General features: G+C 56.8%; 25 protein-coding genes and 1 pseudogene. 16 read left to right on the top strand and 10 right to left on the bottom strand.

Annotated features, from left to right (window positions below; translation table 11 throughout):
- Positions 1-7: 7 nt before the first annotated feature.
- Positions 8-754 (bottom strand): LytTR family DNA-binding domain-containing protein, encoded by a 747-nt coding sequence (locus LOY38_RS01305; protein WP_258698527.1) that lies wholly within the window; start codon positions 752-754, stop codon positions 8-10.
- Between the two features lie 462 nt (positions 755-1,216).
- Here LOY38_RS01305 and argH point away from each other — a divergent pair, with 462 nt between their 5' ends.
- Positions 1,217-2,611, top strand: coding sequence for an argininosuccinate lyase (gene argH / locus LOY38_RS01300; RefSeq protein WP_258698526.1), 1,395 nt, complete (start codon positions 1,217-1,219; stop codon positions 2,609-2,611).
- A gap of 126 nt (positions 2,612-2,737) precedes the next feature.
- Here the strand turns inward: argH and LOY38_RS01295 are convergent, their stop codons facing one another.
- Complete coding sequence (locus tag LOY38_RS01295; protein WP_258698525.1) at positions 2,738-3,397, bottom strand: glutathione S-transferase; 660 nt, start codon at positions 3,395-3,397, stop codon at positions 2,738-2,740.
- Between the two features lie 125 nt (positions 3,398-3,522).
- Between LOY38_RS01295 and LOY38_RS01290 the strand changes: the two genes are divergently transcribed.
- The 3 genes from LOY38_RS01290 (at position 3,523) to LOY38_RS01280 (ending at position 7,383) form a co-directional block, all read left to right on the top strand.
- Positions 3,523-3,807 carry a hypothetical protein gene (locus LOY38_RS01290; protein WP_258698524.1) on the top strand — a complete coding sequence of 95 codons (285 nt, stop codon included), beginning with the start codon at positions 3,523-3,525 and terminating at the stop codon, positions 3,805-3,807.
- Positions 3,808-4,080: 273 nt separating this feature from the next.
- Positions 4,081-4,326 (top strand): TIGR02647 family protein, encoded by a 246-nt coding sequence (locus LOY38_RS01285; RefSeq protein ID WP_007894898.1) that lies wholly within the window; start codon positions 4,081-4,083, stop codon positions 4,324-4,326.
- A gap of 207 nt (positions 4,327-4,533) precedes the next feature.
- Complete coding sequence (locus LOY38_RS01280; RefSeq protein WP_258698523.1) at positions 4,534-7,383, top strand: class I adenylate cyclase; 2,850 nt, start codon at positions 4,534-4,536, stop codon at positions 7,381-7,383.
- Positions 7,384-7,389: 6 nt separating this feature from the next.
- Here LOY38_RS01280 and rnk read toward each other — a convergent pair whose 3' ends face one another.
- The 3 genes from rnk to cyaY form a co-directional block, all read right to left on the bottom strand.
- Positions 7,390-7,800: a nucleoside diphosphate kinase regulator gene (gene rnk / locus LOY38_RS01275; RefSeq protein ID WP_258698522.1), complete on the bottom strand. Its 411-nt coding sequence runs from the start codon at positions 7,798-7,800 to the stop codon at positions 7,390-7,392.
- Positions 7,801-8,043: 243 nt separating this feature from the next.
- Entirely contained in the window at positions 8,044-8,271 is a 228-nt protein-coding gene (locus LOY38_RS01270; RefSeq protein ID WP_258698521.1) for a DUF1289 domain-containing protein, read from the bottom strand.
- A 4-nt stretch (positions 8,272-8,275) separates the two neighbouring features.
- Positions 8,276-8,608 carry an iron donor protein CyaY gene (cyaY, locus tag LOY38_RS01265; RefSeq protein WP_258698520.1) on the bottom strand — a complete coding sequence of 111 codons (333 nt, stop codon included), beginning with the start codon at positions 8,606-8,608 and terminating at the stop codon, positions 8,276-8,278.
- Between the two features lie 369 nt (positions 8,609-8,977).
- Here cyaY and lptM point away from each other — a divergent pair, with 369 nt between their 5' ends.
- From lptM to LOY38_RS01235, 6 genes are read left to right on the top strand one after another with little or no spacing between them, the layout of a single operon-like run.
- Positions 8,978-9,148, top strand: coding sequence for an LPS translocon maturation chaperone LptM (lptM, locus tag LOY38_RS01260; protein ID WP_074871901.1), 171 nt, complete (start codon positions 8,978-8,980; stop codon positions 9,146-9,148).
- A gap of 9 nt (positions 9,149-9,157) precedes the next feature.
- The gene (lysA, locus tag LOY38_RS01255) at positions 9,158-10,405 is read left to right on the top strand and encodes a diaminopimelate decarboxylase (protein ID WP_258698519.1); all 1,248 of its coding nucleotides are present in this window, start codon (positions 9,158-9,160) and stop codon (positions 10,403-10,405) included.
- 4 nt (positions 10,406-10,409) lie between these two features.
- Positions 10,410-11,240: a diaminopimelate epimerase gene (gene dapF / locus LOY38_RS01250; protein ID WP_258698518.1), complete on the top strand. Its 831-nt coding sequence runs from the start codon at positions 10,410-10,412 to the stop codon at positions 11,238-11,240.
- A gap of 13 nt (positions 11,241-11,253) precedes the next feature.
- A complete protein-coding gene (locus LOY38_RS01245; protein ID WP_258698517.1) occupies positions 11,254-11,979 on the top strand; it encodes a DUF484 family protein in 726 nt (241 codons plus the stop codon).
- 2 nt (positions 11,980-11,981) lie between these two features.
- Positions 11,982-12,881 (top strand): tyrosine recombinase XerC, encoded by a 900-nt coding sequence (gene xerC, locus LOY38_RS01240; RefSeq protein WP_258698516.1) that lies wholly within the window; start codon positions 11,982-11,984, stop codon positions 12,879-12,881.
- Positions 12,878-13,585 carry an HAD family hydrolase gene (locus LOY38_RS01235; protein ID WP_258698515.1) on the top strand — a complete coding sequence of 236 codons (708 nt, stop codon included), beginning with the start codon at positions 12,878-12,880 and terminating at the stop codon, positions 13,583-13,585. Before xerC ends, LOY38_RS01235 begins: the two co-directional genes overlap by 4 nt.
- Before the next feature lie 188 nt (positions 13,586-13,773).
- Here the strand turns inward: LOY38_RS01235 and sutA are convergent, their stop codons facing one another.
- The 4 genes from sutA to glnK form a co-directional block, all read right to left on the bottom strand.
- Complete coding sequence (gene sutA, locus LOY38_RS01230) at positions 13,774-14,097, bottom strand: transcriptional regulator SutA (RefSeq protein ID WP_007980816.1); 324 nt, start codon at positions 14,095-14,097, stop codon at positions 13,774-13,776.
- Positions 14,098-14,199: 102 nt separating this feature from the next.
- Entirely contained in the window at positions 14,200-14,625 is a 426-nt protein-coding gene (locus LOY38_RS01225) for a secondary thiamine-phosphate synthase enzyme YjbQ (protein WP_008015517.1), read from the bottom strand.
- 213 nt (positions 14,626-14,838) lie between these two features.
- Complete coding sequence (locus tag LOY38_RS01220) at positions 14,839-16,176, bottom strand: ammonium transporter (protein ID WP_052964517.1); 1,338 nt, start codon at positions 16,174-16,176, stop codon at positions 14,839-14,841.
- 35 nt (positions 16,177-16,211) lie between these two features.
- Positions 16,212-16,550: a P-II family nitrogen regulator gene (gene glnK / locus LOY38_RS01215; RefSeq protein WP_002555808.1), complete on the bottom strand. Its 339-nt coding sequence runs from the start codon at positions 16,548-16,550 to the stop codon at positions 16,212-16,214.
- A gap of 416 nt (positions 16,551-16,966) precedes the next feature.
- Here glnK and LOY38_RS01210 point away from each other — a divergent pair, with 416 nt between their 5' ends.
- Positions 16,967-17,227 carry an accessory factor UbiK family protein gene (locus LOY38_RS01210; RefSeq protein ID WP_123720247.1) on the top strand — a complete coding sequence of 87 codons (261 nt, stop codon included), beginning with the start codon at positions 16,967-16,969 and terminating at the stop codon, positions 17,225-17,227.
- Between the two features lie 437 nt (positions 17,228-17,664).
- Complete coding sequence (locus LOY38_RS01205) at positions 17,665-18,186, top strand: Bro-N domain-containing protein (RefSeq protein ID WP_258698514.1); 522 nt, start codon at positions 17,665-17,667, stop codon at positions 18,184-18,186.
- Positions 18,187-18,197: 11 nt separating this feature from the next.
- Here the strand turns inward: LOY38_RS01205 and LOY38_RS01200 are convergent, their stop codons facing one another.
- Positions 18,198-18,461, bottom strand: a complete 264-nt coding sequence (locus LOY38_RS01200) for a HigA family addiction module antitoxin (protein WP_258698513.1) — start codon at positions 18,459-18,461, stop codon at positions 18,198-18,200.
- Positions 18,462-18,844: 383 nt separating this feature from the next.
- Here LOY38_RS01200 and LOY38_RS01195 point away from each other — a divergent pair.
- The 4 genes and pseudogenes from LOY38_RS01195 to LOY38_RS01180 form a co-directional block, all read left to right on the top strand.
- Positions 18,845-19,489, top strand: a pseudogene (locus LOY38_RS01195) (magnesium chelatase domain-containing protein); the annotation flags it as partial.
- A 46-nt stretch (positions 19,490-19,535) separates the two neighbouring features.
- Positions 19,536-21,263 carry a recombinase family protein gene (locus LOY38_RS01190; protein ID WP_258698512.1) on the top strand — a complete coding sequence of 576 codons (1,728 nt, stop codon included), beginning with the start codon at positions 19,536-19,538 and terminating at the stop codon, positions 21,261-21,263.
- A gap of 1,632 nt (positions 21,264-22,895) precedes the next feature.
- Entirely contained in the window at positions 22,896-23,072 is a 177-nt protein-coding gene (locus LOY38_RS01185) for a hypothetical protein (RefSeq protein ID WP_258698511.1), read from the top strand.
- Positions 23,073-23,304: 232 nt separating this feature from the next.
- The gene (locus LOY38_RS01180) at positions 23,305-24,702 is read left to right on the top strand and encodes a hypothetical protein (protein ID WP_258698510.1); all 1,398 of its coding nucleotides are present in this window, start codon (positions 23,305-23,307) and stop codon (positions 24,700-24,702) included.
- Positions 24,703-24,813: the final 111 nt, after the last annotated feature.

Here is a 24,813-nt window from a genome sequence, read left to right as displayed (position 1 = left end):
TGGCGGATTACAGTTGTTGCATCATTTTGCGCACGCCGGCCACATGACGTCGGCTGACGATCAAGGCGTCGCCGTTCAGGCCTTTGAGAAACAGCTGGAAATGTCCCAGGGGGGTGCGTTGCAGCCGTTCGATGCGTTCGCGGGCAACCAGTGCATTGCGGTGGATCCGCACGAAACGGTCGCCAAATTCGTCTTCGAGGGCCTTGAGCGGCTCGTCGAGCAGCACTTCACCGCCTTCATGGCGCAAGGTCACGTACTTGTGGTCGGCGATGAAGTAGACCACCTGCCCCAACGGGATCAACTCGATGCCTTTACGGGTACGGGCGCTGATGTGACTGCGCGGACCGTTGCCGGTTTCGGCCGCCGGGCGAGTCAAGGCCGCGAGCTGGACGCGATTGGGACGCTCGGCTTTCTTCAATGCTTCGTGCAACTGTTCTGTGCGCACTGGCTTCACCAGATAGCCCACGGCGCTGGCCTGTAGGGCTTCCACGGCAAATTCATCGGGCCCTGTGCAAAACACCACGGAGGGCGGGGTTTCACGTTCGCACAATCGTGCCGCCACTTGCAGGCCATCGAGGCCCGGCATGCGAATATCGAGCAGTACGATATCCGGCTTGTGGCTGTCGATCAGTGCCAACGCCTCTTCGCCATTCGTAGCGCTGGGCTCCAGGACGTTGTATCCCTCGAGTTCGCCGATCATTCGGCTCAGGCGCTCGCGGGCCAAGGGTTCGTCATCAACGATCAGGACATTCATATTGCGCTGGATTCCTGCGTGAGTCTCGCACAAAGATAGCGTAGACAGGTGAAGTGACGTCCGTCACCGCGATCCACGCTAAGACTAGCGCGAGGGCCAAAAAGTGCCGCGAGACCGCCGGCTAAATTTTCATCTGCCGGGTGACTAGCGGCCCAGGCCCGCATTGGCGAGGCATCGCCGTAGGGTTTGCTGATACACAATATGAACACCCCTCTTCTCTATATAGTCAGCTGCAGCATCGAGAAGTGCGCTGATCCTACTGTCCAACTGTAGACGGTTGCCGGGACGATATTGCTCAAATGAGAAATATCGTTGCGCAATTTGCGCATCGCTTGCTTCGAGTATGGGTCACGCCATGAGAAAAAAACGTGTCGACCAGTGTCAGCGACAGGATTGGCAACCCTGTTATTATCCGCCTCAGCGTTCCACGCCATCTTTCTTCAAGCCGATACGAGCGAATTCATGAGCACTGACAAGACCAATCAGTCCTGGGGCGGCCGCTTCAGTGAACCCGTCGACGCCTTCGTCGCCCGCTTCACCGCCTCCGTCACCTTCGACCAGCGCCTGTATCGCCACGACATCATGGGCTCGATCGCCCACGCCACCATGCTGGCCAAGGTCGGCGTGCTGACCGATGCCGAGCGCGACAGCATCATCGATGGCCTCAAGACCATCCAGGGTGAAATCGAGGCCGGCCAGTTCGACTGGCGCATCGACCTCGAAGACGTGCACATGAACATCGAGGCGCGTCTGACCGACCGCATCGGCGTGACCGGTAAAAAACTGCACACCGGCCGCAGCCGTAACGACCAGGTCGCCACCGACATCCGCCTGTGGCTGCGTGACGAGATCGACCTGATCCTCGGCGAAATCACCCGCCTGCAACAAGGCTTGCTGGAGCAGGCCGAGCGCGAAGCCGGCAGTATCATGCCAGGCTTCACGCACCTGCAAACCGCACAGCCGGTGACCTTCGGACACCACATGCTGGCCTGGTTCGAAATGCTCAGCCGCGACTACGAGCGTCTGGTGGACTGCCGCAAGCGCACCAACCGCATGCCGCTGGGCAGCGCCGCACTGGCCGGTACCACCTACCCGATCGACCGCGAATACACCGCGCAACTGCTGGGATTCGACGCTGTCGGCGGCAACTCCCTGGACAACGTGTCCGATCGCGACTTCGCCATCGAGTTCTGCTCGGCCGCCAGCATCGCGATGATGCACTTGTCGCGGTTCTCCGAAGAGCTGGTGCTGTGGACCAGCGCGCAGTTCCAGTTCATCGATCTGCCGGACCGTTTCTGCACCGGCAGTTCGATCATGCCGCAAAAGAAAAACCCGGACGTGCCGGAGCTGGTTCGCGGCAAGACTGGCCGGGTGTTCGGCGCACTGATGGGCCTGCTGACCCTGATGAAAGGCCAGCCCCTGGCCTACAACAAGGACAACCAGGAAGACAAGGAACCGCTGTTTGACGCCGCCGACACTTTGCGCGACTCGCTGCGGGCCTTTGCCGACATGATCCCGGCGATCAAGCCCAAGCACGCCATGATGCGCGAAGCGGCCCTGCGCGGTTTCTCCACGGCCACCGACCTGGCCGACTACCTGGTACGCCGCGGGCTGCCGTTCCGTGACTGCCACGAGATCGTTGGCCACGCGGTGAAGTACGGCGTGGAAAGCGGCAAGGACCTGGCGGAAATGAGCCTGGAAGAACTGCGCAAATTCAGCGACCAGATCGAGCAGGACGTGTTTGCCGTGCTGACCCTGGAAGGTTCGGTGAATGCCCGTGACCATATCGGCGGGACTGCGCCGGCGCAGGTCAAGAAGGCTGTTGCTCGCGGTCAGGCGCTGCTCGCCAGCCGCTAAATCGCCAAGAGCTTCGCGAGCAAACCCGCCCCCACAGGTTTCCCTGTCTGCCATAGATTTTGGCTGGCCGGAGATCCTTGTGGGAGCGGGCTTGCCCGCGATGACTGACTTCAGAGCACTACAAACTTACTTCTTCGACGCGATCATCTCCAGGAACGCTGGCATCGCCGCGTCCTTGTCCTTTGCGATCCGCTGTACATGCGGGTTCTGCCCCAGACGCTCCAGCAGCGCCCTGGCCGCTGGCATCTCGGCCAGCAGATCAATATCGAACAGCTTCTGCGCCACGGCACAGGCCATCGGCACGCTGTACAGGAAATACAAATCCGCAATGCTGAGACTGTCGCCCGCTACGTAAGGGGCGAACTTGCCGTGCCTGCCCAGCGAGGCGAACCCCAGCAGCAGCTCGGCCTTGGTCTTGTCCTTGATCGCCTCCGGCACAGACATGCCGAAAAATGCTTCGGGGTAGCAGGCGCGCGCCGGCAGTTCGATGTACAACTCGACTTCCTTGGCCAAAGCCAGCGCCTGCGCTCGCTCGAAGGGCTCGCTGGACAGCAGCGGCGTGCCTTTCTGACTCTGTTCGAGGTACTCGAGAATCACGCTGGTTTCGTTGATGAAACCTTGTTCGACGCCCAGCACCGGAACCTTTCCACGTGGGCTGATAGCCAGCGCCTCGGGGGTTGCGCTTGGGTAAAACGGCACTTCTTCAAACGGCAGTCCCTTCTCCAGCAACGCCAGCTTGACCATGTTGTAGTAGTTGCTGACGCAAAATCCATAAAGCTTGAGCATTACATAGCCTCCAGGCCGTGCAGGGGGTTGGCAACGCCAGTTATAGAACGCCCGGGCACTTCTTGCCAGCAGCATCACAGCGCTGAATGCAGGTAAACTGGCCGCCTTTCCTTGAGGAGCCTGCCATGAGCGAGCCAAACGACATCGACAACGACGAAGAAGCGTTCGCCGAAACGACGCTGATCGAAGCGATCGAGAACCAGATCGAAAGCGATAACCCGCCAGCGGCCAAGGCGACCTTCAACAAGCTGACCCTGGTGGGTTACGAGCGTGAAGAAATCCTCAACCTGATGGCCCACGTGCTGGCGGTGGAAATCGACGCGATCCTCGAAGAAGACCGCGCGTTCAACACCCAATGGTATGAAGCGGCGCTGCGCGCGCTGCCAGAGTTGCCGCCGGAAAAACAATAAACAAGCGATTGCCTGGCGCAATAACTGGGGGAGCGGGCTTGCTCGCGAATAGGCCGTCACATCCAGCATTGATGTTGGCTGACACGCCGCTTTCGCGAGCAAGCCCGCTCCCACACAGATTGTCACCCATTCAGTGCCGCCTTCCCCCAGACCCTGACTACACTGGAAACCGCCCCCGAGGCGAAAAACCCTGTTACGAGCACTGGACATGCTGCGCGTGTGGGATCACCTTAGGGGCGCTGTCGTCCAATTCCTAGAAAGTCTGGAGTCCTTATGTCGCTTACCCCTGAGCTGGTTGCCGAACTGGAAATCCTCGCACTCTTCAACCTGGACAGTTCCCAGGAAGGTTTGAAAATTCATCAGACCGCTGCCCCGAAAGCCATTGCCGCCGCCCAAAGACTGTTCGACAAAGAATTGATCACCCAACCCGATGGCGGTTACCTGACCAGCCTGGGTCGTGACGCTGCACAAAACGTGCAAACCGTTCTAACCATTCTGTCCGTGCGGGAAACTGCCTGAGTACCACTGCATTGCCCACGGAAACCTCTGTCACGGGATTTCCGCGGGCTCACTTGATTACCGGCCCTGTTATCTGCCGTCGCCAAACGATAAAAATCTGACGCCAGAAAAACAAAATCAGCTTAAAAGTCCCGGGGCCGAGGCGCTAAACTGCCCCTCATCCTGAGCCCTCCCACGTCCGAGCCCCGCGAGCCGGATTGAGCTGACATGACCCGCACCCATGAAATCCGCCCCGATCTGGACGAGGGAATCGACCGCAAGGTTCTCAGCCAGCTGCGCGCCCGTTTTCTGAAGCTCAACGAGGGCCGCATGGCCCGTGCCATGGAAGGGTTGTCGACCCGCCAGCAAGCGGTTCTGACCTTGTTGCCGCTGTTTTTCCACGTCAATCATCCGCTATTGCCGGGTTACGTTTCGGGTAGCACCCCAGCCGGGTTGTCGAATTACGAACCCGACACCAACACCCTCGCCGAAGCCCAACGCCTGACCCGCTCGTTTTCCTACAAGCCACGCCACGGCAGCAATCCGCCGCGACCGATTCACGGCCTGTTCCTGATGGGCAGCCTCGGCACTCTGGCCCAGGCTGACCAGAGCGACATGGATGTATGGGTCTGCCACGGGCCGGACTTGAGCGAAAGCGAGCTTGCTGAGCTGCGCAAGAAATGCCAGTTGCTTGAGATATGGGCCGCCAGCCAGGGCGCCGAGGCGCATTTCTTCCTGATCGACCCGGCCCGCTTCGTGCTCGGCGAACGCGATACGCAATTGAGTTCGGAAGACTGCGGCACCACCCAGCACTATCTGCTGCTGGACGAGTTCTACCGCACCGCAATCTGGCTGGCCGGGCGCACACCCATCTGGTGGCTGGTGCCGGTTTACGAAGAGGCGGCGTATGACCGTTACACCCATACGCTGCTTTCCAAGCGTTTCATCCGTGCCGACGAAACCCTGGACCTGGGGCATCTGGCGTACATCCCGCCCGGGGAATTCGTTGGTGCCGGGCTCTGGCAGTTATTCAAAGGCATTGAGTCACCGTACAAATCGGTGCTCAAACTGCTGCTGACCGAGGTTTACGCCAGCGAACACCCCAAGGTCCACTGCCTGAGCCTGCGTTTCAAGCAGGCCGTGTTTGCCAATCAACTGGACCTCGATGAGCTGGACCCGTACATGGTGGTTTACCGGCGCATCGAGGAATACCTCACGGCCCGGGGCGAACCGGAACGGCTGGAGCTGGTACGCCGCGCGCTGTACCTGAAGGTCAATCGCAAGCTCACCGGCAGCAGCGGACGCACCCAGAGCTGGCAGCGTTCGCTGCTCGAACGCCTGGCCCACGAATGGCATTGGGATCAGCGTCAGTTGGCATTGCTCGACAGCCGCAGCCAGTGGAAAGTCCGCCAGGTCAGCGCCGAACGGCGGGCCCTGGTCAGCGAGCTGAATTACAGCTACCGCTTCCTGACGCAGTTTGCCCGCAACGAACAGACCGTCAGCCTGATCAACAAACGCGACCTCAATGTGCTGGGCCGGCGGTTGTACGCGGCCTTCGAACGCAAGGCCGACAAGGTCGAATTCATCAACCCGGGCATCGCCCCCGATCTCGCCGAAGACACCCTGACGCTGGTGCAAGCCCCGAACAAGAGAGAACCGGGACAAACCCAATGGGGTTTGTACAACGGCAGCCTGGCCGCCCACGAGTGGGAGCATTTCGCGCCCATCAAGCGCAGCCGTCAGTTACTGGAGCTGCTCACCTGGTGCCACCGCAATGGCGTGATCGACAGCAGCACCCGCCTGGCCCTGCACCCCGGCACCAGCGACTTGAGCGAGTTCGAACTGTTCAACTTGCTCGGCAGCCTGCAACAAAGCATCGCCCTGCCCCTGACCACCGTCGCCGAGGAGCCTTTGCTGCGCGCCAGCGTGCCGAGCGAAGTACTGATTCTGGTGAACGTCGGCATCGATCCGCTCAAGCACCATCGCGACCTGAATATCCTGATGACTACCGAGCGCACCGATTCCCTGAGCTACGCCGGCGTGCGGGAAAACCTGGTGCTGACCCTGGATCAGGTCACGCTCAATAGTTGGAATGAGGTGCTGGTCAGCCGCTTTGGCGGCCCCCACGCTCTGCTCGACTGCCTGCGCGATTACCTCAACAACCTGCCAAGCGGGCCAGAGCAGCCCAAGTTGCGGGTGCGTTGCTTCTGCCACAACCGCGCGCAATTCATCGCCCGACGGGTTGAAGAAATCCTCGACACCGCGCAGAACCTGCTGCTGAGCAAACTCAATCATCGTTACCTGATTCAGGTCCAGCAGCATTACCACGTGCTGGAGCTGGTGCCCGGCCAGATCAATCACGTTGCCCTCGCCACGCTGCCGGCGCTGCTTGCCTACCTCAGCGAAGAACTGGCGAGCTACAGCCCCCTGCATCTGGACCCGATGGCGCTGGAAGACCACGATCTGGCGCTGATCCTGCCCATGGGGCAACCCGACTGCGTTCAGGTGTTCTACCGAATCAACAACGAACACCAGGCTGATTTGTACGTACTGGATGAATTCAATGCCCTGTGGCAGCAGCGCTTGCCCTATCACGACGAGCAAAGCCTGCTGGTGCCGCTGCAACGTTTCCTGCAATCGATCCAGTACCGGCGCGACGCCTTGCTGCCGATGGACGCCGCCCAACCACTGAGCCTGGACACTTTGTATTACCAATTGTTGCCTTCGGGTACCGCGCGGGCGCGTCGGGTCGAAGCCCGGCCGGCACCGCAAACCCCGGTCAACAAACCGTTCTACGACGTGCAGGCGATCGTCGGCAAAGCCGCACCGGGACAGGTGCAGGTCACGTTGTATTGCAATCAGCGGGAATTTTCAGAGCTGGAACATGGCGACCAACTGTTCAGCGTGGTCGCCCGGGAAATCGTCGAGCAGCGCCGCGAGACCGAACGCTATCGCTGCTACATCACCGACCTGGACCTGTCGGGCTTGCTCGGTGATGGTCAGAGTTCAAGCCAGCTGTATCTGCGTTACAAGGCCGACCTGGAGAACGCATTGAACGAGGCGCTCGAGCAGGTCTGAGGGGGGTTATTCCGGGAAGTCGCCGCCATTGGCCGGCTGCGATTCGACTTCCAGCAAGGTCAGTTTCAGGGTCTTGCCACCCGGAGCAGGCCAGTCAATGTGCTGACCGACCTTGAGACCCAGCAGTGCGCTACCGACCGGCGCCAGAATGGAGATCCTGCCTTCGTCGGCGTTGGCGTCCTTGGGGTAAACCAACGTCAGGTGGTAGTCCTTGCCGCTGCTTTCTTCACGGCAATGCACTTTGGAATTCATGGTCACGACATCAGCAGGCACATCTTCGTGACCGACCAGGGTATCGGCGCGATCCAGTTCGGTTTGCAGCGCGATAACGCCCGGCAGCGTGTCATCCAGGCTGTCGATCAGGCGCTCCAGACGTTGCACGTCCAGACGGGTAAGGGTGATGGAAGGTGCGGTCATGATCAGGGCAGACTCCTTTCTTCTGCACGAAAAAAGCAAAACCCCGCCAGAAAAAGGCGGGGTTTTCACGAACCTCGATGGGTTGAGGCGTCTCTGGACACTATCACAGCTCAATAAATATACAAGCCGCCACCGGACAGCCTGCGCGAACCCTGTACAAGGAGCTGCCGCAGGCTGCGATCTTTTGATCTTGCTCTTCGGCAATCTTCAGCGCCGCCAAAAGATCGCAGCCTTCGGCAGCTCCTACAAGGGATTGGCGGTGGTCTTGCGATTCGAGGCCTGCGCGCAGATTACCCGCCGCCGCTCATCGTCGGCCGAGCGCCATTCGCGAATATCTTCGACATGCCGAAAACACCCGAGGCAAACCTTCTGCTCATCCAACCGACACACACCGCTGCACGGCGAAGGCACTGCCGGGCTGACGTTGCTATAGAGCGGTTTGGGCGGGCGAACGGGCGCAGGCTGGGTCATGACTTCACAGGCCTTCGAAATCGAGTTCGACGTCGGCTTGCTGCTTGACGATGCGCTCGAGCATCTCGCCCAGTTGTTCGTCGCTCTTGTCGCACATCCAGCGCTTGCTCTCTTCGTCGTAATCGAAGTGGAAGCCACCGGACACCGCCGCCAGCCACAACTGTCGCAATGGCTCCTGCCGACTGAAAATCAATTGGCTGCCGTTTTCGAACTTGACGGTGAGCACACCGGCCGAGCTCTCCAGATCGATATCCAGGTCACTTTCGTCGAAAATATCCTCCAGCGACTGCTGGGTTGCATCGACCAGGTCGTGGAAACGGGCTTCGGTCAAACTCATTGCGGGAACCTCAAAAAGTGTCTACTCACGCTCAAGCGCCGCAAGATACGGGCGAGCCCCGGTGATTGCAAAGGATAACCACCAAGGGCTCGCTAGCGGTACGAAATATCGACGCAGGACCTGATAGCGCCAAAATCTAATGTGGGAGCGGCGGTGCGGCGATCCGACTTGCTCGCGAAAGCGCCGTGTCAGTCAACATCAATATTGAATGAATGACCGCATTCGCGAGCAAGCCCGCTCCCACGATGGATTACACATAACTGACCGGCATCGGGCGAAGGCCCGCCGGACGGGAGCCGCGTCGCATAGGCAAGCTGCCGGGTGGCCGGTATACTCCGGCGCAATTAACGCATTTTCAAGGATTTCGCCATGAAGCGCCTGATCTCTTCCCTTGCTGCGCTCGTCGCGGTTGCCTGCCTGGTGTCGGCCTGTGGTCAAAAAGGCCCGCTGTACCTGCCCGATGAAAATCAGGATCCTGCAGAGCAAGCCAAATCGTCGCAGCAGACTCCGTCGAAAGCTCACAAGCACGACGTCTACTAAGGGAACGCCATGGACGCTTTTAACTACCGTGACGGCGAGCTGTTCGCGGAAGGTGTTGCCCTGTCCGCCATCGCCGAACGCTTTGGAACACCGACCTACGTCTACTCCCGTGCCCACATCGAATCCCAGTACCTGGCTTACGCCGATGCGCTGGCCGGCACGCCGCATCTGGTCTGCTTTGCGGTCAAGGCCAACTCCAACCTGGGTGTACTGAATGTCCTGGCCCGCCTTGGCGCCGGTTTCGACATCGTTTCCCGTGGCGAGCTGGAGCGCGTACTGGCCGCGGGCGGCAGCGCCGACAAGATCGTGTTCTCCGGTGTCGGCAAGACCCGTGACGACATGCGTCGCGCCCTGGAAGTCGGCGTGCATTGCTTCAACGTCGAATCCACCGATGAGCTGGAACGCCTGCAAGTGGTGGCAGCCGAGCTGGGCGTTCGCGCGCCGATCTCGCTGCGCGTCAACCCGGACGTCGATGCCGGCACTCACCCGTACATTTCTACCGGTCTTAAAGAAAACAAGTTCGGCATCGCCATCGCCGACGCCGAAGACGTGTACATCCGTGCCGCGCAACTGCCTAACCTGGAAGTGGTCGGCGTCGATTGCCACATCGGTTCGCAACTGACCACCCTGCCGCCGTTCATCGATGCCCTCGACCGTCTGCTGGGCCTGGTCGACCGCCTCGGCGATTGCGGCATCTATCTGCGCCACATCGATCTCGGTGGTGGCTTGGGTGTGCGTTATCGCGATGAAGAGCCGCCATTGGCTGCCGACTACATCAAAGCCGTGCGCGAACGTCTCGACGGTCGTGACCTGGCGCTGGTGTTCGAACCAGGCCGCTTCATCGTCGCCAACGCCGGCGTGCTGCTGACCCAGGTCGAATACCTCAAGCACACCGAACACAAAGACTTCGCCATCGTCGACGCGGCCATGAACGACCTGATTCGCCCGGCGCTGTATCAAGCCTGGATGGACGTCACCGCCGTGCGCCCGCGCAACAGCGCCGCTCGCGCCTACGACATCGTCGGCCCGATCTGCGAAACCGGCGACTTCCTGGCCAAGGATCGTCAGCTGGCCCTGGAAGAAGGCGATCTGCTGGCCGTGCATTCGGCCGGTGCCTACGGGTTTGTCATGAGTTCCAACTACAACACCCGCGGCCGTACCGCTGAAGTGTTGGTGGACGGTGATCAGGCATTTGAAGTGCGTCGCCGTGAGGCGGTAGCCGAGTTGTTTGCTGGCGAAAGCCTGCTGCCGGAGTAAAACCATGCTGCTGCGTTTTACCAAGATGCACGGCCTGGGCAATGACTTCATGGTCCTCGACCTGGTCAGCCAGCACGCGCACATCCTGCCCAAGCACGCAAAGCTTTGGGGCGATCGGCACACCGGCATCGGGTTCGACCAGTTGCTGATCGTCGAAGCCCCCAGCAACCCGGACGTGGATTTCCGCTATCGGATCTTCAACGCCGACGGCTCCGAAGTGGAACAGTGCGGCAACGGTGCGCGCTGTTTCGCCCGCTTCGTTCTCGACAAGCGCCTGACCGCCAAGCGGCTGATTCGCGTCGAGACCAAAAGCGGCATCATCGAACTGGACATCCGCAACGATGGCCAGATCAGCGTCAACATGGGCGCTCCGCGCCTGGTGCCGGCCGAGATTCCGTTCGAAGCCCCGAGCCAGGCCCTGAGCTATCAGGTCGACGTCGACGGCACCTCGGTCGAACTGGCCGCGGTGTCCATGGGCAACCCCCATGCCGTGTTGCGGGTCAGCGACATCAACAACGCACCGGTGCATGAACTGGGACCGAAAATCGAACATCACCCGCGCTTCCCGGCGCGGGTCAATGTTGGTTTTCTCCAGGTCATCGACCGGAGCCGTGCGCAGTTGCGCGTCTGGGAACGCGGGGCCGGGGAAACCCAGGCATGCGGAACCGGTGCCTGTGCCGCCGCAGTGGCCGCGATCAGCCAGGGGTGGATGGATTCGCCGCTATTGATCGACCTGCCCGGCGGGCGTTTGTCCATTGAATGGGCAGGCCCTGGCCAACCGGTCATGATGACCGGCCCGGCAGTGCGCGTATACGAAGGACAAGTGCGTCTTTGAGTGAGCCAAATCCATGACCGACAAGCCTCAGGTTCCCGCCCTACAGCCCGACGAATCCCCTTCCGAAAGCCTTGAGGCGGCGGCGATTGCCGCGTACCTGGAGGCTCATCCGGATTTCTTCATCGAGCACGAAGAACTGCTCCCGGCCCTGCGCATTCCGCACCAGCGCGGCGACACCATTTCGCTGGTCGAACGCCAGATGACGATTCTGCGCGACCGCAACATCGAGTTGCGTCACCGCCTCTCGCACTTGATGGACGTGGCCCGCGACAACGACCGTCTCTTCGATAAAACCCGTCGCCTGATTCTCGCGCTGATGGACGCCACCAGCCTGGAAGACGTGGTGATCAGCGTCGAAGACAGCCTGCGCCAGGACTTCCAGGTGCCCTTTGTCAGCTTGATCCTGTTGGGCGACAACCCGATGCCGGTGGGGCGCTGGGTGACACATGCCGACGCGCAAACAGCCATCGGCGGTTTGCTCTCGGAAGACAAAAGCGTCAGCGGCAGCCTGCGTGAATACGAACTGGACTTCCTGTTCGGCGAAGAACAGCGCAAGCAGATCGGCTCCACTGCCGTCGTCGCCATCAGCCACCAGGGCATCCACGGCGTCCTGGCCATCGCCAGCCACGATCCGCAGCACTACAAAAGTTCGGTGGGCACGCTGTTCCTGAGTTACATCGCCGAAGTCATGGGCCGCGTGCTGCCACGGGTCAACAATTCCCTGCGCTCGGTACGCTAACCATGGAACGACAACTGGACGCTTACTGCGAACACCTGCGCAGTGAGCGGCAGGTGTCGCCACACACGCTGTACGCCTACCGCCGCGACCTCGACAAAGTGCTGGGCTGGTGCCTCAAACAAAACATCGGTAGCTGGGCCGCGCTGGACATCCAGCGTCTGCGCAGCCTGATCGCTCGTTTGCATGCCCAAGGCCAGTCGTCCCGCAGCCTGGCGCGACTGCTCTCGGCGGTGCGCGGGCTCTATCACTATCTGAACCGCGAAGGTCTGTGCGACCACGACCCGGCCAATGGTCTGGCACCGCCCAAGGGCGAACGCCGCCTGCCGAAAACCCTCGACACCGATCGCGCGTTGCAACTGCTGGAAGGCGCGGTTGAGGATGACTTTCTGGCGCGTCGGGATCAGGCAATTCTGGAGCTGTTCTATTCCTCCGGCTTGCGGCTTTCGGAGCTGACCGGACTCAACCTTGATCAGCTGGATCTGGCTGACGGCATGGTTCAGGTCCTAGGCAAGGGCAGCAAGACGCGACTGCTGCCGGTGGGCAAAAAGGCTCGTGAAGCACTGGAGCTATGGTTGCCGTTGCGGGCCATGACCAACCCGGCGGATGACGCGGTGTTTGTCAGCCAGCAAGGTCGGCGCCTTGGCCCTCGGGCGATTCAGGTGCGGGTCAAGGCCGCCGGCGAGCGCGAGCTGGGGCAGAACCTGCATCCGCACATGTTGCGACATTCCTTCGCCAGTCATTTGCTGGAGTCCTCCCAGGACTTGCGCGCGGTGCAGGAATTGCTCGGCCACTCGGACATCAAGACCACCCAGATCTATACCCACCTGGACTTCCAGCACCTGGCGACGGTCTACGACAGCGCCCATCCACGGGCCAAACGCATTAAAGGCGATGATTCATGACCATCCAATTGATCACCTTCGACCTCGACGACACCCTGTGGGACACCGCCCCGGTGATCGCCAGCGCCGAAGTCGTATTGCGTGAATGGCTGACCGAGCATGCACCGAACCTGGGCGCGGTGCCGGTGGAGCATTTGTGGTTGATTCGCGAACGGGTTTTGAGCAACGAACCGAGCCTTAAGCACCGCATCAGCGCCTTGCGGCGCCGCGTGCTTTTTCATGCTCTGGAAGAGGCTGGTTACGACCATGGTCAGGCCCAAGACCTGGCTGATCAAAGTTTTGAAGTGTTTCTGCATGCCCGGCATCAGCTGGAAGTATTCCCCGACGTCGAGCCGACTCTGGAGACTCTGGCCAAGCACTACGCCCTCGGTGTAGTCACCAACGGCAATGCCGATGTGCGTCGGCTGGGGCTGGCGGACTACTTCAAATTTGCCCTGTGCGCCGAAGACCTCGGCATCGCCAAGCCGGATGCACGACTGTTTCATGAAGCGCTGCAACGTGGCGGCGCGACCGCCGAAACCGCGGTGCATATCGGCGATCATCCCGGCGATGACATTGCCGGCGCCCAGCAGGCGGGGTTGCGGGCAATCTGGTTTAACCCGGCGGGCAAGGTGTGGGAAGCCGAGAAGACGCCGGATGCCGAGGTTCGCAGTTTGACCGAGTTGCCGGGGTTGTTGGCGCAGTGGAATTCGGCTTCCGCCTGACACATAACCTGTGGGAGCGGGCTTGCCCGCGATAGCGGCGTGTCAGACGACATCAATTTCGAATGTGACGCCCCAATCGCGGGCAAGCCCGCTCCCACAGGGATCACCGTAAACTTTGATTTCTTATCCTCACCCATGAAAAAGCCCGCAGCGACGGCGGGCTTTCTCAGCAAGCAGGAAGCAGGCGCTTAGATAGGCCGGCTGCCGTACTTGTTATCAGGCTTCTTGGGAGGATCGGCGACCACATTGGCCTCCACTTCCTGCACCTTGCCACCCCGTGCCAGAAACTCTTCCATGGCCTTGGCCAGGGCGTCGCGTTCCTTGTTCTTGGCTTCGACGCTCGGCAGCTCATCGACCGATACCGCAGCCTTGGCCTTGCCTTTGGCAGTCGGAACGGGTGCATCACCGCCGTCGTCTTCAGCGACGTCTTCTGCCGCCGCTTCAAGGCCTTCTTCGGTTTCGTCGTCGTCGCCTACTTCGAGGTCGTCGTTTTCCAGATCATCGTCGCTCATGTTCTACCTCATGACTTGCGAAAAGCAGATTAGTTATAGCCCAGCTTTGCCATCTGTCGAAGGCTGCTGGAAAAAATTCAACCACCGCTGGTGACCAGCGGTTTATGCCTCTTCACCGTGCACGGTGGCGAGGACTTTGCGGGCACCGCCATGATCACGGTGCTCGCCCAGATAAACACCTTGCCAGGTCCCCAACGCCAGTCGGCCTGCCGAGATCGGCAAACTGAGCTGACAGCCAAGCACGCTGGCCTTGAAGTGCGCCGGGAGGTCGTCCAGGCCTTCGTCGTTATGCTCATAGCCGTCTGTTCCTTGTGGGATCAGACGATTGAAAAATCGTTCGAAGTCGCGACGTACCGCCGGATCGGCGTTCTCGTTGATGGTCAACGACGCCGAGGTATGCTGCAGCCACAAATGCAACAGACCGACCCGACACGCCTTGAGTTCAGGCAAGCCGGCGAGTAACTCGTCCGTTACCAGATGAAAGCCCCGGGGCCGTGCCCGCAAGGTAATCAGAGTCTGTTGCCACATACAGTTCTCCGCACGTTCGGGGCGCATTCTAGCGCGCTCTGGGAAAAAACAAAGGCCCTAATATTCCTTCAATCGTGTAAGCCATTGGCCGCAGAAAAACGCCCGTTGTAAACGCCCCTGAACGCGTATGAAAAAACCTTTCAGCCCGTCCTTCACTGACAAATTCAAGACAAAAAAATGCCCGGCAAGCCGGGCATTTTTTTATAGGCGTGCTTACAAGTTGTAGCCGCGTTCGTTGTGGAGCGCCAGATCGATGCCAACCGCCTCTTCTTCCTCGGTGACACGCAGACCCATGACGGCGTCCAGCACCTTGAGGATGATGAAGGTGACGATCGCGGTGTAGATCACCGTGAAGCCGACGCCTTTGCACTGAATCCAGACTTGAGCCGCGATGTCGGTGACGGTGCCGAAGCCACCCAGGGACGGTGCCGCGAAGACACCCGTCAGGATCGCGCCGAGGATACCGCCGATACCGTGTACGCCGAAGGCGTCCAGGGAGTCGTCATAACCGAGCTTGCGTTTCAGGGTGGTTGCGCAGAAGAAGCACACCACGCCCGCCGCCAGACCGATCACCAGAGCGCCCATCGGGCCCACGGTGCCGGCCGCCGGAGTGATTGCAACCAGACCGGCCACAACACCCGAAGCGATACCCAGTGCGCTTGGCTTGCCGTGGGTAATCCACTCGGCAAACATCCAGCCCAGCGCCGCAGCAGCAGTGGCGATCTGGGTGACCAACATCGCCATGCCGGCAGTGCCGTTAGCGGCGGCAGCAGAACCGGCGTTGAAGCCGAACCAGCCGACCCACAGCATCGCGGCGCCCATCAGGGTGTAGCCGAGGTTATGCGGAGCCATCGGGGTGGTCGGGAAACCTTTACGCTTGCCCAACACCAGGCAGGCAATCAGACCGGCCACACCGGCGTTGATGTGCACCACGGTGCCGCCGGCGAAGTCGAGTACGCCCCAATCCCACATCAGACCACCGTTGCCGGACCAGACCATGTGCGCAATCGGTGCGTAAACCAGGGTGAACCAGATGCCCATGAAGATCAGCATGGCGGAAAACTTCATCCGCTCGGCGAAAGCACCGACGATCAACGCTGGGGTGATGATGGCAAAAGTCATCTGGAAGGTAATGAAGACCGCCTCGGGGAACAGCGCCGCGGGGCCGGTCAGGCTCGAAGGCGTGACACCGGCGAGGAACGCCTTGCCCATGCCGCCAAAGAACGAGTTGAAGTTGACGACGCCCTGCTCCATGCCGGTGGTGTCGAACGCAATGCTGTAGCCATAAATGACCCACAGAATGCTGATCAGACCGGTAATGGCGAAGCACTGCATCATCACGGAAAGAATGTTTTTCGAGCGAACCATGCCGCCGTAGAACAGCGCGAGACCGGGAATGGTCATGAACAGCACAAGGGCTGTCGAGGTCATCATCCAGGCGGTATCGCCGGAGTTGAGGACTGGGGCCGCCACTTCGTCTGCCGCCATGGCCAGGCCGGGCATTACGAGGGACAACAGGGCTCCTAGCCCTGCGATTTTACGCAGAGTCATATTGTTTTCTCCTGGGGCGTTGGGTTTGTGGCGGCTTAGATTGCGTCGGTATCGGTTTCGCCGGTACGGATGCGAATCGCCTGTTCCAGATTGACCACGAAGATCTTGCCGTCACCGATCTTGCCGGTGTTGGCAGCCTTGGTTATCGCCTCGATAACCCGATCCAGATCCTTGTCGTCAATGGCGACATCGATCTTCACCTTGGGCAGAAAATCGACCACGTACTCCGCGCCGCGATACAGCTCGGTATGACCCTTCTGCCGACCGAAGCCTTTGACCTCAGTAACGGTAATGCCCTGCACGCCGATCTCGGACAGCGACTCGCGCACGTCGTCCAGTTTGAACGGCTTGATGATGGCAGTGACTAGCTTCATGAAAACTCTCTCCCGAATTGGTGGACTTGCCCCAGGAAAACAAACCCGACTCAAGTCTAAGCGCAGTGCCTGGCTTTGTAACGCATCGTCGGCCTTACCTGCCCGTCCGACGCCAGCTAACCACTCCGCACGAAACTTCCTCCGTTCCGCTTGGCGCACTGCATTCGTCACAGCGACTGCATCAGTGCATGGGTCACCAGCAACTAAGCAGAAAGCTTGCCATCTATCCAAAACCCATTGATTTCAAGCCCTTGGCCGCTGCCGCAGGCCCCTTCGCACGACTGACGCCACGGTTACGCACAAAAACAGTGCAGCGCCATCCGCCCGCATGCGCGAAAAGCGTGCATCGCAGCCGCCGAGATTGACTATAGACACTGCGTGATACACTGCCCGCCATTGTTGACAGGACATTTCCCATGCTCGCGCCCAAAGACTTCCTCGACGCCCTGAGCGGCACCGCCTCCCGCCTCTTCAGCGGCGACACCCCACTGCCAAAAAGCGAAATCGAAAGCCAGTTCAAAGCTTTGTTGCAGAGCGGCTTCAGCAAGCTGGATCTGGTGAGCCGGGAAGAATTCGATAGCCAGATGGTTGTGCTGGCACGAACCCGCGCACGGCTGGAGAGTCTTGAGGCGAAAGTGACTGAGCTGGAAGCGAAGCTGAATCCACCGACTGAATAACCCCACCGATCCCACTGTGAAACCCAATCCACTGTGGGAGCGAGCCTGCTCGCGATAAGGTCGGAACGACCTTCAGATTTATCTGTAGGAGCTGCCGAAGGCTGCGATCTTTTGATCTTTAAGCGCTCAAAAATCCAAGCACCTTCCTACAACAAAACCACCGCCGTCCGATTGCGTCGTAAGGCCTCCAGTTTCTATGCTCATCCCCAGCTGAATGTTCAGCTCTGGGTTTGGCGACCCGGAAAACCACAACGCATCGCGACCGCATTCGACCGAGAAATTTGCTCTCATCTCGAATTATGGCGGCTATGCGTGGGAGACCTTCGGGTCTGCCGGTTTGGTGCGTTACCGGTTCGCCAACCCCCGCATGGCTGCCACCCTTTTCGTTTGGCGACGATCAGAGGCAGTTTTCTTCATCGCACCTTGAGAACTGCACCATGAACGAAAACTATCTAATCCCTCACATCTTCACCCGCCACAAACTCCACCTCCACGCCCTCCTCCTCGAAAACCAACCCTGGTTCAGCGCTCGCGACCTCGGCCGCTTACTCAGGCTATTCCTGGACGAACGAGCACTACGCAAACTCGATCCCGACCAACACCAGAACTTGCAGATGTTCATCCACGGCACCGTCGAAAACACCCTGCTAATCAGCGAATCCGGCGTCTACGCATTGCTGGTCTACCACTACTGCCCCGAATACCGAGGCCTGCGCGAATGGCTGACCCACGACGTAGTGCCAACCCTTAGAGACGCTCAGCAACCCACCTCAACCGAACGCCCGATTCTGAGCCTGCTGAATTGGCCGCAGATGTCGTTGAGTTTGCTGCACTGGAATAACCAGCCGTGGATTCGGTTGCAGGATGTTCCGCAACTGCTGCCGAATGAGGAACGACCACGGAGTACGGTCAATGCTCCGTGGTGGAAGCGTGCTTCGCGGGTGCTGCAGTCTTTTTAAGTACCCGAAGCTCAACCACGCTCGATTTCGGCTTTACGCAGATCGTAGGTCGATTGCAGGTTTAGCCAGAAATCGGGCGTGGTGTTCAGGTAAATGGAAAGCCTCTCGGCAAGATCAGGGCCTACACCGCTCTCCTGCATCACAAGGGCACTCACCTCATCTCCAACCTCATTCAACGAGCTAGCCAAACCAGCCGCCGTAATGCCCATTGGCTTAAGAAACTCCTTTTCAAGGATTTCGCCAGGATGAATCGGCCGCATTCCAGAATTGCTCATTTCCCCCTCCTGAGGGCTTGATCAGCCGTGATCATAAGTAGCCACTTCGATCCGACAAGGGTGTCTATGCGTTTTCACCGAAGTCCTTCATCTATCCAGGCCCGATCCTACAAAAAACAGCTCTCGCAGTTGATTACACCCAAATACCAGCCGCGACATACCGTTGTAGCAGCTGGCGGAGCCTGCGTTCGGCTGCGCAGCCGAACGCAGGCTCCGCCAGCTGCTACGAGTCGCGTTACGGCTTAACTGACTGGAATCAACTCACCGCCCCCAGCAACATCCTGCGAAAGTTTGGCAGCTCTACTGCCACGCTAAACCCTGACTCCCCGACTACCCTTCAAAAAACCGCAGGAAGCGGTTTCCATGTAGCTCAAGGAACGACCATGTCCCTCTCCATCGTCCACAGCCGCGCCCAGATTGGCGTAGATGCACCCGCCGTCACCGTAGAAGTCCATCTGGCCAACGGCTTGCCGTCGCTGACCATGGTCGGGCTGCCCGAGGCGGCGGTGAAGGAAAGCAAGGACCGGGTACGCAGCGCGATCATCAATTCGGGGCTGCAATTTCCAGCACGGCGTATCACCTTGAATCTCGCCCCGGCAGACTTGCCGAAGGATGGCGGGCGGTTCGATCTGGCGATTGCCTTGGGAATTCTGTCGGCCAGTGTGCAAGTGCCGACGTTGACGCTGGATGATGTGGAGTGCCTGGGAGAGCTGGCGCTGTCGGGCGCGGTGAGGGCGGTTCGCGGGGTGTTGCCGGCGGCGCTGGCAGCGCGCAAGGCCGGGCGCACGCTGGTGGTGCCGCGAGCGAATGCCGAGGAGGCCTGCCTGGCTTCGGGGTTGAAAGTGATTGCGGTGGATCATTTGCTGGAAGCGGTCGCGCATTTCAATGGTCACACGCCCATCGCACCCTACGCTTCCAATGGTTTGCTCTATGCCAACAAGCCCTATCCAGACTTGAATGAAGTGCAGGGGCAACTTGCGGCCAAACGCGCGTTGCTGATTGCAGCGGCAGGGGCTCACAACTTGCTTACCTTGTGCTACTTTACACCTCCACCCATTAACCGTGCCCTTTGTCATGTCAAAAGCCTACAGCTACATACGCTTCAGCAGCCCAGAGCAAGCTAAAGGTGATAGTTACAGGCGCCAGCGGGAGGCAGCAGATCAGTACTGTCAGGCCAATGGGTTAGAGCTTGTTAGCTCTCGTGACTATCTATTTTTTGACAAGGGGCGATCAGCGTTTAGGGCGAAACACCTTGACGATACGGGCGAGTTAGCGAGATTCCTCGGATACGTGGAAGACGGCACCGTACCTGCTGGCTCGACTCTGATTGTAGAGAGCTTGGACCGCCTGAGTCGGGAACGGGTGAAAGATGCTCTACCGCGTTTTCTTGACCTCCTGAACAAAGGCATCAAGGTCTACACCTCTGCCGATGGCAAGCTATACACGGAGGATTACAACGAGCTAGACCTAATCATTTCAATTGTCCACATGAGCCGTGCCCATAATGAGAGCAATCTCAAGGGACAGCGGGTTAGCAAAGCGTGGAAACAAAAACAAACATTGGCACGAACCGAGAAGAAACCGCTAGGTCGTGCATGCCCCTATTGGCTCGAATTCAACAATGGCGAATACCACCCATTGCCCGAACGTGTAGAGGTTGTGAAACGAATATTTCAGCTTGCGTGTGATGGGCATGGGCATCGCGCAATCGCTAAGATTCTGAATGAAGAAAACGTACCGGTTTTTGGGAGCCTTAAACGTAACCTGACCGGGAAGTGGGGCAGCAGCTCCACCGGTAAGATCCTCAGTAACAAGGCTCTATTGGGCGAATACCAGCCAACTGGTCTTGTAGATGGCTCGCGTCAGCTTATAGGGGATCCGGTAAAGGATTTCTTTCCAGCAGTCATATCGGAAGCTGATTACTATGCGGCCCAAGCGGCTCGCGTGTCCCGAAATGTCAGCAAGGCGACGAAGCCTTCCAAGAATTTCAACGTGTGGCAAGGAATAGCCAAATGTGGTTTGTGCAAAGGGCCGCTGCACCTCGTAAACAAGGGCAAGCCTCCAAAGGGAAGTAAGTACCTTCGTTGCTACAACAGTGCAAAAGGCGTATGCCCGAGCAAGCAGTTCCGGCTGGATAGATCAGAAGTCGTATTCAGAGAGCTATTGGCTAAAGTGGACAGTTTGAGTCTGGTTCAAAATAGTCAGGGCCAGCTTCAGCGCAACGTGCAGGTGCTGGACGGCAAGATAGCTGAAGTCCAATCAAGGCTAGGCGAACTTAAGGAGCAAGTGGCGTCAGTCGGAAAATTGCCCTCTTTTCTTGTCCAAACGATGGTCGATCTTGAAGACAGCCTGGAGGACTGGCAGCGCCAACGTGAACAGTTAAAGACAGACCTTTCACGAGAGAAAATCCTCTCTAAAACTGATTTCTTTCAACGTCTAGACCTTGTTAGCTTCCAAGGCAGATCGCGTGCCAATGGGCTTTTGAAGGGACTGGATATCACAGTAACTCTTAGTCGTAGGGGAAAAGGCCTATCCACACACATTATCAACTATTGGGCTTTTTCAGGTGACAAAACCTTACTCGGTATCAAGGATGACGGTGAGAGTTTGGTTTTTATTCCCTTAACTCGACCATTAACAATCTTGTCAGAGGATCAAGGCGACAGTTTCGCTATAGGTATGATGGAGCACCTCAACCGCAGCCGTGACATTAGCAAAGTCAAAGGAAGTAGGTCGGTGACGGCTGAAGACCTTGCTAGGTTTCACGAAACAATGCTTGATCAAATCGAAAGCGAAGAATAACCCACTTCAACACCTCTAATGTCTATCGAAAAGCCGTATTTCAGCGGTGTTTTTGGGTGCCAAATCGCCGTTCTCTGAAAAGAGCTACCCGTGTAGCCCCTCATACCTGCCGCCTTATCTAGACGCTCTAGAGCCGCTACACTTCCCTAGCAGTAATTGCAACATATTAATTGCTATTTAAAATATATGCCGTATAATATTACGCTCTTGTAAAATTTATAAGATCGGATTGTCCCTAATTAGGCTAAGTGGTCGGCTAGTGTGGTGGATTTGTGTCTTCCTGCACGAACTGGCAGCAACAATCTTAAATAAGCGACCTACTGTGAGATGGGAAAGGTCGATGGGTGAGCTTCAAGTCAGCACCCCCCAGCAGCTCTGCTAAAGCTGTGTGAACTCTATCTGACTAGATTGGGCGTTATCAGTGTCCCAATTCCGAAGGCAGCTACTCCACCCGTGTAGACTGTACTGAGCCTAAGATAATTGGGTTCAACTCACCTCGTTCCCAATTTCGATAGCATTTATTGCTTTTACGGGTATGGAATCAGGCTGAGCTTTAGGTAGAAGGCTCTTACTCGGTCTTAGGCAGAGCGCTTGCTCTGTATGGCTGGGTAAGGGTTGCTTTTACCGAAGTTCTTCCTGAAACCCATTTCGATAAGTAAGGTATATAACCACAAACAATATAATGCAATTTAAGTTATTAACTGTTATGTTGTTATAATATAATAGTCTTAAACATACACAACTAAATTTGCAATTTCAACATCAAGTATGAGATACTTTACCAGTAAATAAAGAACAACGCCGAAAAATTCTAAGTTTCACTTGCTTCACCCTCTCGCATCCCCTCGTTAAAAGAACATCGATCTGGTGGTGGTTAAATAAGAGTTTCCTCCCACTCGGTCAATGCAGGCAGCTATTGTTCTCCTTCTTTCAATATCTGCCATTAAAAAACCACCCCAGTTTCAAACCACTTCTTATGCTAACAATTTAGTCTAGGCTGTGGTTAGTTTTTTAATTAAAATCTTTTATTCCACCCACAATTTAGTTCACCAATCCCCTTTGGAGAAATACCCATGCCTATAACAATTAGGCCCTGCATTGTTTGTCACTCCCCTATGAAGTGCGCAAGGAACAACAAGTACGCTTGCTCAAACCTCTGTCACTCGAAAATGCATAAACGAAGAGTCAAGCTTGGTCTGAGCACGAATGAAATCATCTCACTGTACAAGACAGAACTTGAAGCCACCCATGAAACACCAGCCGAGGAAGAAAACCATGAACCAATGCTTAGTATGTGATACCGACTTTGAACCCACCAACGCAAACCATAAATACTGTTCCAATTTGTGTGTAGTTCGTATTTACGGTTTGCGTAAAAAGGTAAGAGAGCAAATTAATGCAACCCTGAAGACATTGAAGACTCCCGATGCTCTTAAGACATTTGATGCATCGCTTCAAGACGTACTAGACGTGTGTTCATGAGAAACGAAATCTATATAAATGACAAATGCTACACGAAAGAGACGCTATTAATTGAGCGTAGCCTTCTTGCCAGCCTTCAGGGACTCAGCTTGCAAAAAAACGCTAGCGTCAGCGAATTGGTAAATAAATACATTGCAGAAGGAATTAAAAATGACACAAGCCATCCATGACACAAAAGTAATTCGAATTGCTCTCCCCTTAGATTTGATTGCTTTGCTGGAAGAAGAAGCCCGCGACTATGAAAGCTTCACTAAGACTGTGCAAGCCGTTGTACGTCGATACTTCCTGCACAAAGAACTGAAGAAAGAGTTTAGTAAGCTGCGGTAGATAGTACAGATGATCCCTACATCACCCTCAAACCTTGATGTTTAAAGGTCTCTAGCCATTCAACAGGTAATAAGAATGTCAAAGATAAAAGTAAGTCTTTCTCAAGAGGCGAGTGAACTGCTATTGAAGCTTATGGATATGTACGGTCATAAATCACCAACACATACAGCTAACGTAGCATTGTTCCACCTCATGCAACTCTTAAAACAACAATCCCCTAGTGAGGATACACATGACTATCACAAGAAACAGAACATGCCTGCATTGCAATAACCCCTATGTCACAGCCCAGGTCAAAAGCAAGTATTGTAGTGAAGAGTGCAGAACCGCCCAGAAGATCAGTAATACAAAAGCAAAACGGCAGAAGCTTGCAGAGAAACGAGTTGTAAAATTACCTGTATCTGAAGAATGGCTTTGGATTGCAAGAGAGGTTAGACGAGCGGGTACAGTCGAGTGCTTGCATTCTCATACAGTAGAAACACTTGAACAGCTTTTCGAACTCCGCAACTACAAATACAAAACATACGACTTCGATTTTGAAAAGAAGAGAAGCAAGTTTCATCTCTGCCATATCCAGCCGGTTAAAGGTCAAAACACTGTAGGTCTGCTTCATCCTCATAACCTGTTCATCGGCCCTAGCTTAGCGAATCAAGTTCACAGCACGAAGTGTTATCAGAACGCGGGGCTGGACATCAGCCGCTTTAATCTCCAATCCCGCTGGTTTATTTCTGAAGACATGCCTGACCCGAAAGTCTTGCAGAAGGTGCAGAAGTATCTAGGGCCAGTATTGATCGAATATGCCAAGGTTAACCCTATTCGCATGAGTCAACGGCTGTCGTTGGCTAAATGGATTCATAAGAACGTGACGGGCTGTGTTCACACGCTAGCGAAGCTTGAGCGCATGGGCATGACGGAGCTAAGGAAGATCAGGGCTGCGTTTGAAGAGAAAGAGGTCTATCAGATGGATCTTTCTACCAAGCGATCAATCGTCGTAGCGCTGGATGAGGCTGTAAGGCTTTCTAAGCAGCTCCCACACGGTAAACACAGAGACGACATAGCTTTCCTCATTCCCGTGCTAACCGTCGCTGGAGCGTGGCTGAGCCGGCAGGAAGAGCAAGATGGCCTAGCTGCAATTCTAGATCGCCCTTACGGCGTGCATTGGAACCCGGCAGAGCTTCGCGACGGAATGGATGCTTCTGACTTTCGGGATTTCGTCGCATTTCAGACTTTCCAGACAATGCAGGGAGCACCACTTGATAGAAAGATGATCTTGAAAACTTTGCGTAAGTATCTACACGTTCCTGCAATGACCCCTGACTACAGCCGTAGTAATAGCAGCATGCAATCAGCGTTTAGAGATCAGTATGCTAATTTCTACTCTCAGGTGCCAGTGATACAAAAAGCTATATTGGCTGTGGGAGTGTGCAGCAGCATTCAAGAATACGAATATCTTGAAAAGGTCCGTGAAGCCGATAGGGAAATGGCGATTTTTGAGAGTTTTGGATACGAAACATGTACAGACGAACATGATTATTCAACGATCAATATTCAGATAGAGGAAGATTACGTCCCTAACCCAAACAACCCACGGATAAAGAAGTTCATAGAACCTATTTTCTGCGACTTCTAACAACACCTTACTAGATAGTACAACTGATTCACACATCATACTCTAAGCGTTGATATATAAGGCTCTCAGACAATTAACACTAAAGAATCTGCTCTTGCAATAAGGGCGACA

Source organism: Pseudomonas sp. B21-015 (genome assembly GCF_024749285.1).
GTDB lineage: Bacteria > Pseudomonadota > Gammaproteobacteria > Pseudomonadales > Pseudomonadaceae > Aquipseudomonas.
Note: the sequence above shows the minus strand (reverse complement) of the source record. Positions and strands in the feature narration are given on the sequence as shown.